The following is a 13,219-nucleotide window of genomic DNA, read 5'->3' as shown; positions in this document are numbered from 1 at the left end:
CCATGGCCGAAGTTCTGATGTTCGCAGCGGCCCGTCAGATTGCGGGTGAGGCGGCGCGAGACATTCCGGGGTCGACGGTCCGAGGGGTGCTCGATTCCGCGGTCGAGCAGTATGGCGCGCCGTTCGCGGATGTGCTTGCCGTGTCTCGGATCTGGATCAACGGTCGTTCGTTGGGGCGCACCGAGGATTCGCCTTGCTCGGACATCGACGAGATCGCCGTGCTGCCTCCGATTTCCGGCGGATGAAGTCTGCGCAGGTCGATATCCGTCCGACTACGTATCGGACGGTCGACGAATATCGTTGTGCCGTGCAACGACTGGGTGTATCGCCAAGCGTTCGCTCGGTGTCGATCGACAGTGCCGTGGGACGAGTGTTGGCCGAGGACATCGTTGCCGATCGTGCACTACCGGCGTTCGACAATTCCGCGGTCGATGGATTCGCAATTCGCGCTGCAGATGTGGCCGACCCCGGTCTGCTTCCTGTCCGGTCGAGGGTGTCCGCGCGCAGTGTCGCGGGTCGGCAGCTCTCAACGATCGAGGTTCTGCCGGGGCAGTGCGTCCAGATCATGACCGGGTCGGTGGTGCCGTGCGGCGCAGACCTGGTGATCCCGGTCGAGCGAACCAGCGGGTTCGTCGAGTCCTTCGGTTCGGACGAGGTCACCATCTTCTCGCTCGATTCCAAGAGCAACATTCGCACCCGGGCGTCGGATTTCGAGGTCGGTGACGTTGCGGTCCGGGCGGGAACGGTGGTCACCCCCGCTCAGGTCGGCGTGCTCGCCGCCCTCGGCCGCACCCACGTTCGGGTCGAATCTTCTCTGACCGTCGCTTTGCTCTCGACGGGATCGGAGATCCGCGGTGTCGGGACCGAACTCGTGAACGGTGAGTGTCACGACTCCAACGCGGCGATGATCGTTGCCGATCTCACCCGGTGCGGTGCCGACGTGCACCTCGAACCGGCTGTGGCCGACGACGTGGACGCATGTCGGGCGGCACTGACCCGGTGCGCCGACGCTGCGGACGTCATCGTCACCACCGGTGGCATCAGCGCCGGTACCGAGGAGGTGGTTCGGCTCGCACTCGCGGGTCAGGAGGTCGAGTTCGTCTCTGTCGCAGTGAGACCGGGAAAGCCGCAGGCGTGCGGGCGATTCGAGGAAACTCCGATCGTATGCCTGCCGGGAAATCCGGTCAGCGCATTGATCTCCTACGAATTGTTCGTCCGACCGGTGGTCGTTGCGGCACTGCGAAACCCGCAGGCGGAAAGAACGATGAGAACGGTCAGGGCTGAGGGGGAGACGCCTCCTGCCTCGGCGATACCCCGGGTGATGCTGGGCGTCGTCGACGGTGACGACGCCACGATCATTCGATCGCACTCGGTCGGTGCGCTCGCTCGCGCGAACTGTTTGATCGTGATTCCGCCCTCCGACGGCGGCCTGGGTCCGCTGGGCGAGTACCCCGCGTTGCTGCTCGACTCGGTCGCGTCGACGCGGCGAGGTACGTGCATCTGAGGGCGCGGAGAACCTCTCCGCGCCCCGCACGCCGGTGTGAGGAGAGTGCACGCATTTCGTAACGCAAATGCCTCGGATGGCTTACGCCCAAGGCTTACCGTGTGTGCACTCGAACCTAGCGCGGAGTGCATCATGACGTCATATTGGACAACCCGGGGACTCGGCCCGGCCGATCAGATGAGCTATTGGGCCGATGTTCTCTGCCAGGCATTCACCCCTCTGGCACCGTGGCGATCCAGAGACCATGTCGAACACAGCTCGTCGCGTTCCGGACTTCCCGGATGGGTGCGCTCCGCAGCGATCGGGGGTGGCAACGCAGCGGAGATCGCCTCCTGCACACAGCGAATCGATCACGGAAAGCGCGAGGTCGCCCGCGCAGACGAGGACGTCGTCTTCGTGAATCTGCAGCTCGACGGCCACTGTACGACCACTCAGGACGGGCGGCAGTGCACGGTCTCCCGAGGTGAGTTCGCCATCGTCGACTCGACACGCCCGTACCGGCTCGAGTTCGTCGAGCCCGGCAACGACGAACTCTGGCGGGTCCTGTCGTTTCGGCTGCCACGACCACTGCTGGCAGACGTGGTCGGACCGTCGGCGGGGACCACGGCTCTGCGCTTTTCGAGCTCATCGGGCTCGGCTCGCCTACTGAGCTCGTTGATGGTGGAGACCTGGCGGACCGATTCCTCGCTGCATCCCGCTGAACGACAGATGATCGGTGCTGCCCATGTCGACCTGCTCCGCGCAGTGCTGGGAGCGACGGCTGAACGGGACACCGGATGCTCGTTGCAGACCGACGAAGCACTTCGGGTCGCCGCCGTTCGGTACGTCGAGTCCCGGCTTCCCTTCGGCCGAGTTCCCGCCACCGATGCGGCCCGCCATGTCGGGGTCTCGGTACGCACGCTCCATGCCCTCTTCGAGAGGACGGGAACCACTTTCGGTGCTGTGGTACGTAAGCATCGCGTCGAGGCGTGTCGTCGTGAGCTTGCCGATTCGCGTGACGATCGATCGATCGGAACGATCGCTGCAGCGTGGGGATTTTCGGATTCGGCGCACCTGGCCAAGTCGTTTCGATCGCACTTCGGATGCAGTCCGGTCGAATACCGGGCGTCGATGAAGACCAGGGCACTGCCGCAGCATTAGCGAAACGCTCTGTCCGAGTGTGCAGAACGGTACCGACGATCGTGCAGTTAGGTACAAGACCGGGATGCATCGGGCCGTGAAACATGGTGTGCAGGGCAGCGTCGCCCGATTCCGTTCTTCACCCCACCAGGACAGACATCGAGGAGTCTCACATGACCCTGAGTTTCGAGCTCAGCCCCGAGCAGATGGCCGTGCGCATTCAGGCGCGGCAAGTGGCGGACGACATTCTGAGCGGAGTAGCGGCCGCTATTTCCTCCATACAGCGCCCCGAGGATCGCTTCTACGCACTGCAGCCGGTCTACAAGCAGCTGGCCGGTCTCGGATTCGTCAAAGGACTCGTGCCCGACGAATACGGCGGCGCGTACTTCGACAATCTCACCTTCGCGCTCGCGGCCGAGGAGCTCGCTCGGGTCGACATCAACACTCCGACTGCATTGCTGGGCACGGGATTGGGACTGAACCCGATCATCAATTTCGGTACCGAGGAGCAGAAGAATCGTTGGCTTCCGACGTTCTGCGACGGCGAACCCCGATTGGCTGCGATCGCCTACACCGAGGTGACCGGCGGGGCGAACTACGATTCGGAGGACCCGACCGTCGGCATTCGGACCTTCGCTCGCCGCGAGGGCGACGAGTGGGTGATCAACGGCGCCAAGCACTACACCACCAATGCGTCGGGCTGGGACGGGCAGGGAGCCGACCTCATCAGCGTCGTGTGCCGCACCGATCCGGCCCTGCCGCCGTCGGAGTCGCTTGCGGTCATCGTCGTCGAACGGGGAACACCCGGGGTCGAGATCACCGACATGATCGACACCATCGGACATCGCGCCACCAATTCGCCGAGGGTGGAATTCCGCGACGTACGCGTGCCCGTCGACAACCTTATCGGCAGGCCCGGTGACGGGTTGGACATCGTCGCTACTGCTTTCTCGTGGACGTGCTCGTCCATCGCTGCCGCCTGTGTGGGGCGGATGCGGGCTGCCTTCGACTACTCACTGGAGTTCGCCAAGACCGACCATCGGTCCGGCCCGGTGCCCGTCATCGATTACCAGAACGTCGGATACATGTTGACCGACATCAAGACTCGTATCGAGGCCGTTCGCTACTTCGCCTGGAAAGCAGCCGACCACTTCGACCGCACCGGCGGGCGCGACCGCGAATTGGCCAACGAGGCAAAGATATTCGCGTCCGAGACGGCAGTGCAGGTGGTCTACGATGCGATGCGACTGGTCGGGGTCGACGCGTACACGAACCTGACGCCGATCGCCGCGATCATGGAGGACGTGCTGTGCTTCCCGGTGTACGACGGCGGCAACATGGGCGTCCGGCGACGCAACGTCCACAACCTGCTCAAGGCAGAAGGCTTCGATTCACTTGCCGCAGCAGAGAATCGACTGTCGGTACCCGAACACGCTTAGGCCAATGACGATTGTGGTGTCAGGATCCGATCGATCCTGACACCACAAACGCCCCCTCGCTCGGATCCGGGTCGATACACCACGATCACCGGCGAAAGGCTGACTGAGCCTTTACTTCTCGGTCATCTCTTCGGGAATATTCGGGAGCGTGTGCGACTCCGGGATCTCGGGTGGACACTGTGGTAGTCCTGACCGATTGTCCCGAAGTCGGTTGCCACCGATCTGCCTACGTCAGATCGCGTCAGATCGGTGGTGAGTCGGGGGAACGAGCACGCGAACGACATCGCTGAGTAGACGCTGAACGAGATGCACAAGGCGATGGGTACGTCGCGCAGGGCCCGCCTGTTCGGGACGGTCGTCCATGCTCGGTAGAGGCTCAGGTGACGACATTCTGAGTTCGATCTCGGCTGATTGTCCTGCTCGGAGTGCTGAGTACGACCTGCCGAGTCTGAGGTTCCGTTTCTGTCGGTGGGCCGGGTTACTCTTCACCTCGTTCGAACGCACGTTCTGAAATTGTTGCTCACCGGGGGGTGAAAAATGGGGGCAGTACCGACCGTGTCACTGGAGGGGTTGACCGCTGCCGCGCGTGAGGAGAATCGGCAGGCGGCACGCAAGATCACCGCCTGCTATCGGGTGCACTGCGACTGGATCACCCGCGACACCAAGCACAAGCACTACAGCCGATACGGGCGCACGGAAATGGCTGTCGCGTTGGGCTGTTCGGCGACGGTCGCCGAATCGTACGTGTCCGTCGGCGTTGCCCTGCACACCCGACTCCCACTGTTGCGGGCAGCGTTCGAGGCCGGGGAGATCGACCTCCCCCGCGTGCGGACCGCATGCCGGATCCTCGACAACCTCTCCGACGCGATCGTGACGTCGGTGGAGAAAGAAGTGGTGGAGGCGGCGCGGAGGTCGTCCCCGGGTCCGCTCGAGAAGGAGATCTGGGACATCCTGGTGCGGGTCGCACCCGAGGAAGCAGCGGCACTGCGGGAGTTCGCGAGGAAGTTCCGCACCGTCACCTACAGTCCGGCCGGGGAACTCACCCGCATTCGGGCGGAGTTGACCGCACCCGAAGCCGCCGCCGCATGGCAACTCCTCGAAGAGATGGCCGACACCCTCTGCCCGAAAGACCCGCGCGGGAAGAAGGAACGCCTGTGCGATGCGTTCATGGCCCGCATGCACGGCGAACCCCGACTGGCATGCCTGTGCCAACGGGAGGATTGTCCCAAGAAGGATGCGGTGTTGCCGGATCGGCGAGTGCCGTTGACGATGATCACCGTCGACATCGCCACCCTCATCGGACTACTCGCCAACCCCGCCTACCTGGCCGGGCACGGCTCCATCGACCCCGATCTCGCGCGGGAGTTGGCCCGCAGCAGTCAGTGGCAGATCCTGCTCACCGAAGCAGTGACCCTCGCCGAGAAGCTGGGCCTCGCCGTGCAGAACCCGGAGACGGGGGAATGGGAACGAGCACCGAAGGACCGGAAGCAGGAGGACTCGGGGTCGGATACTGACGACGATGCTGATGCGGCAACAACGGACACGGACACGGACGCCGACTCAGGGACTAGCACTGCTTCGGGAACACGCGCTACCGAGACTCACAGCCGCACCGACAGCAACCCGGAACCCGAGACAGAGACCGAATCCTGCCCGACCACAGGAGCTTCCGTCGACGTCGAAACCGATGCGGCTACTGCCCCGAATACGGAACCGGCGAACGAATCCGCCACCGCAGCATCGCCCGCCCCCGCGCCCTCTCCGACCAGCGCGACGGCAACGACCACGACCGCCTGGCCCTCGCCCTCGCCCTCGCCCTCACCGACCACCGTGACAGCAACCGCATCAGGACCGTCGGCGGCGGGATCTGCGTCCAACCCGGGAACAGGTCGCGACCCTGGCACCGGTCCAGCACCCTCGCATGCAGCATCGGCCCGAGGTCCGGTCGGCACATCAGATTCACCTCGCGACCCGACCGGCGAACCACCTCGAACACCGGATCCAGCACAAGGACCTGTGCCGACGCCGAAAACTGAACCGCCACCGACAACAAGCCCCGCGCAAGGAACAGTTCTCGCGCCGGACCCGAGGACAATGACATCACCGGATCCGAGGGAGGGCCAGACGGAGGACAACCCTGCCCATTCAGCGGCCGATCCAGCTCCACCCGAGACCGGGGTAGGCGAAGGCAGTCCACGACGGACGCAGTCACTGACGTCTGCCGCAGTGATGTTCTGCACCCACACTCCCGTCGGCAGGTGCACACGGCACAGCTCTGCCCTCGACCTGGACGCCATCAGACATCCCGATCGCAACATGAGGGCACTCGATCTACGCTCGACGATCCGGCCAAACCGAACCGTCCACACATCAGGCCACACACCCTCCGGCATCTACCTCGGCACCGCGACCCTTGCTGCCGCACTCGAAGCCGCCATCGCCGCCGACCCCACCCTCGGCAAGTCGGTACCGCGCGACCCCCTCACCGACCGGGCCCTGATCTACAGGCCCGACACACTCACCACCGCAGCCGTCCGACTCCGTGACAAACACTGCCGCTTTCCTGGTTGCTATCGACCCGCCGCACGCTGCCAACTCGACCACGTGAACCCGTTCGACCACACCAACCCCCTCGGCGGCGGCTGGACCACCGTCAACAACCTGCAATGTCTTTGCGAGTTCCACCACACGATCAAAACCGCCGGCTACTGGAAAGCTGTCATGCTCCCCGGCGGAGCCATCCTCTGGACATCGACCTCCAACACCACCCGAATCACCCTGCCCACCAACGGCACAGCCGTACCCGTCCTCGGCAACGACCTCAGACCACACATCCCCACCACACCCCGAAACTCCGGCATCATCGCCTACCCCAACCCACCCGACAACCACGAGCCGGTCACAGAACCAACCGCCGAAGACGCTGACGAGCCGCCGTTCTAGGTGTGCTTGGGGCAATACTCCCAGGATGCGAAACCTGTTCAGGTGAACTGGTGTGCCCAGGTCTTGTCGATCACGAGCCACCCGCCGTGGTGCTCCGAGGTCTCGATTTTCGAACCCGTCGACCGACCCAATGCCACCAATGTCTGCGCGTCGAACGTGCGGACGTGTCCGTGGCAGGCGGTGGTCTCGGTCTCGAAGGGCACAGCAACGACGACACGGGTGCGCGCGATCCGTAGCGCTTCTTTCATTATGCGCGTGCCTGTTTCGGCGTCGACGTGCTCGAGGAGATGCAGTGCGGTCACGGTATCGACACTGTTGTCTGCGACTGGAACATCGGAAGCATCACACACGACAGTGTCGAGCGTGATCCCGAGATGCGGGGCAACGGTGGCGAGCAGACGCATGGTGCCGGCGGAGAGGTCGGTCGCAGTCACCGAGTGACCCTTCTTCGCCAGTCGTAGCGGAAAGAAGCCGAAACACGACCCCAGGTCGAGCACCGATCCGACGATCAGGCTCTCCGCGCGTTCATGGACGGGCGCGAAATCGGCGGTGCCGGAGAGTAGTTCGTCCAGCGAATTGCGGTAGTAGGTGGCCCAGGCGTCGACCGGATCGGCGACGGTGGTGCGGACGATCCCGACCAACACCAATTCGAATTCCCGCTGCGACAGACCCACATGACGTGCCTGTTCGGTCACGATCGGAACCAGGCGCTCACCGATCTCGGCCGACGTCAGGCCATGGCACACCTGCACGGTCGATCCTGTTCGGGCTGCGTCCAACTCGAGTCCGGGTATATGACGGACCACGACGTTCTCGTGACCCCACACGTCGTCGGGACTCGGTGCGAGCGCATCCAGTTCGGTCATCTCGAAAGCCTTCTGTATTCGTATGCACTAAGGCGGTGGGGTCAAGCCGGACTGCAACGGTGCGATTCCGGCAGTGAGTAGCTCGACCAGACTCGATCGGTCATCGGTCAGCCACTGCTCGTATGCCGAGATTGCCACACCGAGGACCATCCAGCCAACAGTTCGCGGAAAGTGGTCTGTCGGATCGGAAGCGGTTCGTGCGGCAACGTATTCGGCGATGACGGCTCGCCAACCCTCGTACATGACCATCGAATAGCTCTGCAGTGCAGGATTGCTCAGTATCAACGACATCCGTTGTCGGTGAACCGCGGTTTCTTCTTGGGGAAAAGTATTGAACTGCAACAAGGCCGAACGTAGTCCATCGGCGAGTTCTATGTCCGCGGGTAGGCCGTTCAGATGTGCCCTCAGCGCTGCGAGTTGAGCGTCGAAGTCACCCCAAGGAACCGCATTCTTGGACGGGAAGTAACGGAAGAACGTGCGCCGAGCGATGCCTGCCGCGTCGGCTATGTCGTCGATGCTGGTCTCCTCGAAACCTCGGGAGGCGAACAGTTCGATCCCGAGATCGCTCAGTTCGCCCCGTGTCGTGGACGGGCGCCGACCTACCCGAGTGGACGGTTTCTCGCTCCTGGCCATATTTCCCTTCGATCTACTGGTTTTTCTGCACCCAGTGCCATTATGGTGGTGATCCAAGCCACTGTCGATCACGATTGTGGTCCCCAACATCTTTTGGAGGTTTCAGATGTCGAAGAACAACGAGAACCCTGTGGTAGGCACCGCCGTCGTCGAATCCGATCTGGTCGAAGAGTCGTTGGTCGAGGAAGTGTCGATCGACGGCATGTGCGGCGTGTACTGATCATGACTGTTGCAGTGCAGGGCGCACTCGATGTGGATGTGCCGTGGGCATTGCATCCGCAGGTGGCGCTGCGTCCCGAGTCGTTCGGGGCGCTGCTCTACCACTTCGGAACTCGCAAGCTCTCCTTCCTGAAGAACCGCACGATCGTGGCGATCATCGAGTCTCTTCCCGATCATCCCGATATGCGCACCGCGATCGCGGCCGCAGGGATCACCGAGTCCGGATCGGCTCCGTATGTGAAGGCACTCGCGACGTTGGCCGACTCGAAGATGATCACGCCCCGCTAAGGACCATTGACCCTCGACACCTTTCTGGACAGGACCGACCCACATGACTTCCACTCTCGAAAGACCCGCTCCGGTAGGAAAACTCGTCGATCAGTTCGAGCTCGGTCTCGACGCACCCATCTGTCTGACGTGGGAATTGACGTACGCCTGCAATTTGTCGTGCGTGCATTGCCTGTCCTCGTCGGGTCGTCGTGATCCGCGTGAACTGAGCACCGAGCAGTGCAAGTCGATCATCGACGAGTTGCAGAAGATGCAGGTGTTCTACGTCAATATCGGTGGCGGTGAGCCGACGGTGCGGTCGGATTTCTGGGAGCTCGTCGACTACGCGACTGCGCATCAGGTGGGGGTGAAGTTCTCCACCAACGGGGTCAAGATCGACAAGAAGGTGGCGGCGCGGTTGGCGGCCTCGGACTACGTCGATGTGCAGATCTCCATCGATGGCGCGACCGCGGAGGTCAACGATGCGGTCCGCGGACCAGGTTCGTTCGACATGGCGTGCCGTGCCCTGGAGAATCTGAAAGAAGCCGGATTCCGGGACGCGAAGATCTCCGTCGTCGTCACCCGACACAACGTGAGCCAGCTCGACGACTTCAAGGCGTTGGCCGACAAATACGCTGCGACACTGCGAATCACCCGGTTGCGGCCGTCGGGCCGCGGTGCGGATGTCTGGGACGATCTGCACCCGACGGCCGGGCAGCAGCGTGAGCTCTACAACTGGCTCGTCGCCAACGGTGAGGGTGTGTTGACGGGCGATTCGTTCTTCCACCTGTCTGCGTTCGGTGACGCTCTGCCCGGGCTCAACCTCTGTGGCGCGGGACGGGTGGTGTGTCTCATCGATCCCATCGGCGACGTGTATGCCTGCCCGTTCGCCATTCACGAGAACTTCCTCGCCGGCAACATAGTCCGTGACGCGAAGGACGGTATGGGAGGGTTCCAATCCGTCTGGCAGACCTCGGAGTTGTTCCAGGAGTTGCGCTCCCCGCAGACCTCGGGTGCCTGCACCAAATGTGCCCACTTCGATTCGTGCCGCGGTGGCTGCATGGCAGCGAAATTCTTCACCGGTCTCCCCATGGATGGCCCGGATCCCGAATGCGTCATCGGTAACGGCGAAATGGCATTGGCAGCGGCGGGCGAGATCCCCAAGTCCAGTGGCGATCATTCCCGTACCGGCCAGCGCAAGACCCCTCGAAAGTCGGTGCCGCTCACGTTGATGATGCGTCCGCCGGCGAAGATCTGCGACGAGAACCCGCTCGCAGGAACGGAACAGGAAGCACAGTAATGGCCAAGAGTGCGTGGTTCGAGACCGTTGCCGAAGCGCAGCGGCGGGCGAAGAAACGTCTACCGAAATCCGTGTATGCCGCGCTGGTAGCCGGGTCCGAACGTGGGTTGACGATCGACGACAACATGGCCGCGTTCGGCGAACTCGGCTTCGCCCCGCACGTGGCAGGATTGTCTGACAAGCGGGATCTGTCGACGACGGTGATGGGGCAGCCGCTGTCGTTTCCGGTCATGATCTCCCCGACGGGTGTGCAGGCGGTCCACCCCGACGGTGAGGTCGCTGTCGCGAGAGCTGCTGCGGCGCGGGGTATTCCGATCGGGCTGTCGTCGTTCGCGAGCAAGTCCGTCGAGGAGGTTGCTGCGGCGAATCCGCAGACGTTCTTCCAAATGTACTGGGTGGGCTCGCGCGAGATCCTGCTGCAGCGGATGGAGCGGGCCCGCGCAGCAGGTGCGGTCGGGTTGATCATGACGTTGGACTGGTCGTTCTCCAATGGCCGCGACTGGGGTTCGCCGTCGATCCCGGAGAAGATGGATCTCAAGGCAATGGTGCAATTCGCACCGGAGGGCATCACCCGCCCGAAGTGGTTGTGGGAGTTCGCCAAGACCGGCAAGATCCCCGACCTGACTACCCCGAACCTCACGCCACCGACCGGCGGTCCCGCGCCGACGTTCTTCGGAGCGTACGGCGAGTGGATGGGTACTCCGTTGCCGACCTGGGAGGACGTGGCGTGGCTGCGGGAGCAGTGGGGCGGGCCGTTCATGCTCAAGGGTGTCATGCGGGTCGATGACGCCAAGAAGGCCGTCGACGCAGGAGTGACGGCGATCTCGGTGTCCAATCACGGTGGCAACAATCTCGACGGCACACCGGCACCGATCCGGGCGCTACCCGCGATCGCGGAGGCCGTCGGTGATCAGATCGAGATCACCCTCGACGGCGGAATCCGGCGCGGCAGCGACGTGGTGAAAGCACTCGCACTCGGTGCGCGTGCGGTGTTGATCGGGCGGGCGTACCTGTGGGGTCTGTCGGCCGGTGGCCAGGCCGGTGTGGAGAACGTACTCGACATCCTGCGCGGCGGAGTCGATTCGGCCGTCCTCGGACTCGGACACACCTCGGTGCACGACCTGTCACCGTCGGATGTGGTGATGCCGGCCGGGTTCGACCGCAGGCTGGGTGTGTGACCGACTGGTTCGAGACTGTCGCCGAAGCGCAGCGGCGCGCGAAGAAGCGGCTTCCTAAGTCCGTGTATTCGGCGTTGGTCGCGGGATCAGAACAGGGAATCACCGCCTCGGACAACACCGCTGCGTTCGGTGAACTCGGATTCGCCCCGCACGTGGCAGGTTTGTCGGACGCGCGCAATCTGTCGACAACGCTGATGGAGCAGTCGCTGTCGTTTCCGGTGATGATCTCCCCGACGGGTGTGCAGGCCGTACATCCCGATGGTGAGGTCGCCGTCGCGAGAGCGGCAGCGGCACGGGGGATTCCGATGGGTTTGTCGTTGTTCGCGAGCAAGCCCATCGAGGAGGTCGTCGCGGCGAATCCGCAGACGTTCTTTCAGCTGCATTGGGTGGGTTCGCGGGAGTTGTTGGCGAACATGCTCGATCGTGCACGTGCGGCGGGCGCGGTCGGGCTGATATTGACGATGGATTGGTCGTTCTCGGAGGGGCGCGATTGGGGGAGTCCGGTGATACCGGAACGCCTCGACGCGCGGGCGATGCTGCGGCTGGCACCCGAAGTGTTGGCCCGTCCGGGGTGGCTGGCGCAGTGGGCGCGGTCAGGCACGTTCCCGGATCTGACGGCACCCAATCTCGCCGAGCCCGGAAAATCAGCGCCGACGTTCTTCGCCGCGTATCGGGAGTGGATGTCCACCCCGCTGCCGTCGTGGGAGGACATCGCCTGGCTACGCGCACAGTGGGATGGACCGTTCATGCTCAAAGGTGTTTCGCGGGTCGACGACGGGCTCCGGGCAGTCGATGCCGGTGTCACGGCGATCTCGGTGTCCAATCACGGGGGCAACAACCTCGACGGTTCCCCGGCGTCGATTCGGGTGTTGCCGTCGATCGCCGAAGCGGTGGAGGATCAGGTGGAGGTCACCCTCGACGGCGGTATCCGGCGGGGCAGTGATGTCGCGAAAGCACTCGCTCTCGGTGCGCGGGCCGTCCTGATCGGGCGGGCGTATCTGTGGGGTCTCGCCGCGAACGGTCAGGCCGGAGTGGAGAACGTGCTCGACATTCTGCGCGGTGGCCTGGACTCCGCGGTACTCGGACTCGGCCGCGCGTCGGTCCACGAACTGTCACCGTCCGATGTCGTCGTACCACCCGACTTCAGCCGAGCGAATCAGCTCCCCGGGCTGGGATACCCGCCGCCGATCGGATTCCGGGATACGGAACCGAGGAGCTGATTCGGAACGGCCACGGGTGTGTCACCAGTCGGACAGCTGAGTGTGACCGTCCTGTAGGGCGCGTGCGAACAGAGCGGCCTTCGTCGGCGCGTTGCGACCCACTGCCGCGTACTTCTGTCGGACACGGGTGATGTGCGTGTTGATCGTCCCCACCGAAATGTAGACGGACCGTGCCGCGACCGTTTTCGAGTCGGAGGCGAACCAGGCGATCATGACCTCGACCTCACGGGCGCTCAGCGCAGGCTTGCGGCGATGAGGATCGGGAGGTGTCGGGAACGCACCGGATGCCGGCTGTACCGGCCTTCGGAACCGATGATGTACCGCGGTTGCCAACGTGTGTTCGCGCACGAGAAGTTACCCCCTGGAGATTTCACCGACACGCTCATCGTCGGGGCAATTTCCTCGCGGTTCCAGCTCTGCGAGGAAGTCCATACAAGGTCAATACGGATGGTTTCGCGCTCGATCCGAGCGTCATTCAAACGAATCAACTTGCCGTTCTTGCTGCTCAGCGGGACGTTCAGTGCATCTGCA

At 63.6% G+C, this 13,219-nt stretch carries 13 protein-coding genes; 10 read left to right on the top strand and 3 right to left on the bottom strand.

The window, feature by feature from the left end:
* Window positions 1-2: 2 nt before the first annotated feature.
* The 5 genes from AYK61_RS08485 to AYK61_RS08465 all read left to right on the top strand — a co-directional run bounded on the left by AYK61_RS08485 (window position 3) and on the right by AYK61_RS08465 (window position 7,005).
* A complete protein-coding gene (locus tag AYK61_RS08485; protein ID WP_121870476.1) occupies window positions 3-245 on the top strand; it encodes a MoaD/ThiS family protein in 243 nt (80 codons plus the stop codon).
* A complete protein-coding gene (gene glp, locus AYK61_RS08480) occupies window positions 242-1,504 on the top strand; it encodes a gephyrin-like molybdotransferase Glp (protein ID WP_121870475.1) in 1,263 nt (420 codons plus the stop codon). Before AYK61_RS08485 ends, glp begins: the two co-directional genes overlap by 4 nt.
* Before the next feature lie 132 nt (window positions 1,505-1,636).
* Window positions 1,637-2,644 carry a helix-turn-helix domain-containing protein gene (locus AYK61_RS08475; protein ID WP_121870474.1) on the top strand — a complete coding sequence of 336 codons (1,008 nt, stop codon included), beginning with the start codon at window positions 1,637-1,639 and terminating at the stop codon, window positions 2,642-2,644.
* Between the two features lie 152 nt (window positions 2,645-2,796).
* Window positions 2,797-4,062: an acyl-CoA dehydrogenase family protein gene (locus AYK61_RS08470; protein ID WP_121870473.1), complete on the top strand. Its 1,266-nt coding sequence runs from the start codon at window positions 2,797-2,799 to the stop codon at window positions 4,060-4,062.
* Window positions 4,063-4,599: 537 nt separating this feature from the next.
* Window positions 4,600-7,005 (top strand): HNH endonuclease signature motif containing protein, encoded by a 2,406-nt coding sequence (locus tag AYK61_RS08465; protein WP_121870472.1) that lies wholly within the window; start codon window positions 4,600-4,602, stop codon window positions 7,003-7,005.
* A 38-nt stretch (window positions 7,006-7,043) separates the two neighbouring features.
* On the opposite strand, the gene mftM is transcribed toward AYK61_RS08465, so the two are convergent.
* Window positions 7,044-7,871: a mycofactocin oligosaccharide methyltransferase MftM gene (mftM, locus tag AYK61_RS08460; protein ID WP_121870471.1), complete on the bottom strand. Its 828-nt coding sequence runs from the start codon at window positions 7,869-7,871 to the stop codon at window positions 7,044-7,046.
* 27 nt (window positions 7,872-7,898) lie between these two features.
* Window positions 7,899-8,504, bottom strand: coding sequence for a mycofactocin system transcriptional regulator (gene mftR / locus AYK61_RS08455; RefSeq protein WP_121870470.1), 606 nt, complete (start codon window positions 8,502-8,504; stop codon window positions 7,899-7,901).
* Between the two features lie 106 nt (window positions 8,505-8,610).
* Here mftR and mftA point away from each other — a divergent pair, with 106 nt between their 5' ends.
* Genes mftA through mftD (AYK61_RS08430) form a run of 5 tightly spaced genes read left to right on the top strand, consistent with a single transcriptional unit; the run spans window position 8,611 to window position 12,688 of the window.
* Window positions 8,611-8,724 carry a mycofactocin precursor MftA gene (gene mftA, locus AYK61_RS08450; protein ID WP_080739146.1) on the top strand — a complete coding sequence of 38 codons (114 nt, stop codon included), beginning with the start codon at window positions 8,611-8,613 and terminating at the stop codon, window positions 8,722-8,724.
* 2 nt (window positions 8,725-8,726) lie between these two features.
* The gene (mftB, locus tag AYK61_RS08445; protein ID WP_121870469.1) at window positions 8,727-9,011 is read left to right on the top strand and encodes a mycofactocin biosynthesis chaperone MftB; all 285 of its coding nucleotides are present in this window, start codon (window positions 8,727-8,729) and stop codon (window positions 9,009-9,011) included.
* Between the two features lie 43 nt (window positions 9,012-9,054).
* Window positions 9,055-10,290, top strand: a complete 1,236-nt coding sequence (gene mftC / locus AYK61_RS08440) for a mycofactocin radical SAM maturase (protein ID WP_121870468.1) — start codon at window positions 9,055-9,057, stop codon at window positions 10,288-10,290.
* Complete coding sequence (mftD, locus tag AYK61_RS08435) at window positions 10,290-11,468, top strand: pre-mycofactocin synthase MftD (protein ID WP_121870467.1); 1,179 nt, start codon at window positions 10,290-10,292, stop codon at window positions 11,466-11,468. Before mftC ends, mftD (AYK61_RS08435) begins: the two co-directional genes overlap by 1 nt.
* Window positions 11,465-12,688, top strand: a complete 1,224-nt coding sequence (gene mftD, locus AYK61_RS08430) for a pre-mycofactocin synthase MftD (protein WP_121870466.1) — start codon at window positions 11,465-11,467, stop codon at window positions 12,686-12,688. The genes mftD (AYK61_RS08435) and mftD (AYK61_RS08430) overlap by 4 nt, the downstream gene beginning before the upstream one ends.
* A 21-nt stretch (window positions 12,689-12,709) precedes the next feature.
* On the opposite strand, the gene AYK61_RS08425 is transcribed toward mftD (AYK61_RS08430), so the two are convergent.
* Window positions 12,710-13,036 (bottom strand): LuxR C-terminal-related transcriptional regulator, encoded by a 327-nt coding sequence (locus tag AYK61_RS08425; RefSeq protein WP_259467967.1) that lies wholly within the window; start codon window positions 13,034-13,036, stop codon window positions 12,710-12,712.
* Window positions 13,037-13,219 lie beyond the last annotated feature (183 nt).

It is taken from the genome of Rhodococcus sp. SBT000017, from assembly GCF_003688915.1.
Taxonomy (GTDB): domain Bacteria; phylum Actinomycetota; class Actinomycetes; order Mycobacteriales; family Mycobacteriaceae; genus Rhodococcoides.
This window is presented reverse-complemented; position numbering and strand designations above follow the sequence as displayed.

Bases quoted from the DNA above. Each gene is read 5' to 3' on its own strand.
- glp (WP_121870475.1), top strand. From the start codon at position 242: ATGAAGTCTGCGCAGGTCGATATCCGTCCGACTACGTATCGGACGGTC.
- mftM (WP_121870471.1), bottom strand. From the start codon at position 7,871: ATGACCGAACTGGATGCGCTCGCACCGAGTCCCGACGACGTGTGGGGT.
- AYK61_RS08470 (WP_121870473.1), top strand. From the start codon at position 2,797: ATGACCCTGAGTTTCGAGCTCAGCCCCGAGCAGATGGCCGTGCGCATT.
- AYK61_RS08465 (WP_121870472.1), top strand. From the start codon at position 4,600: ATGGGGGCAGTACCGACCGTGTCACTGGAGGGGTTGACCGCTGCCGCG.
- AYK61_RS08475 (WP_121870474.1), top strand. From the start codon at position 1,637: ATGACGTCATATTGGACAACCCGGGGACTCGGCCCGGCCGATCAGATG.
- mftA (WP_080739146.1), top strand. From the start codon at position 8,611: ATGTCGAAGAACAACGAGAACCCTGTGGTAGGCACCGCCGTCGTCGAA.
- AYK61_RS08485 (WP_121870476.1), top strand. From the start codon at position 3: ATGGCCGAAGTTCTGATGTTCGCAGCGGCCCGTCAGATTGCGGGTGAG.
- mftC (WP_121870468.1), top strand. From the start codon at position 9,055: ATGACTTCCACTCTCGAAAGACCCGCTCCGGTAGGAAAACTCGTCGAT.
- mftR (WP_121870470.1), bottom strand. From the start codon at position 8,504: ATGGCCAGGAGCGAGAAACCGTCCACTCGGGTAGGTCGGCGCCCGTCC.
- mftD (WP_121870467.1), top strand. From the start codon at position 10,290: ATGGCCAAGAGTGCGTGGTTCGAGACCGTTGCCGAAGCGCAGCGGCGG.
- mftB (WP_121870469.1), top strand. From the start codon at position 8,727: ATGACTGTTGCAGTGCAGGGCGCACTCGATGTGGATGTGCCGTGGGCA.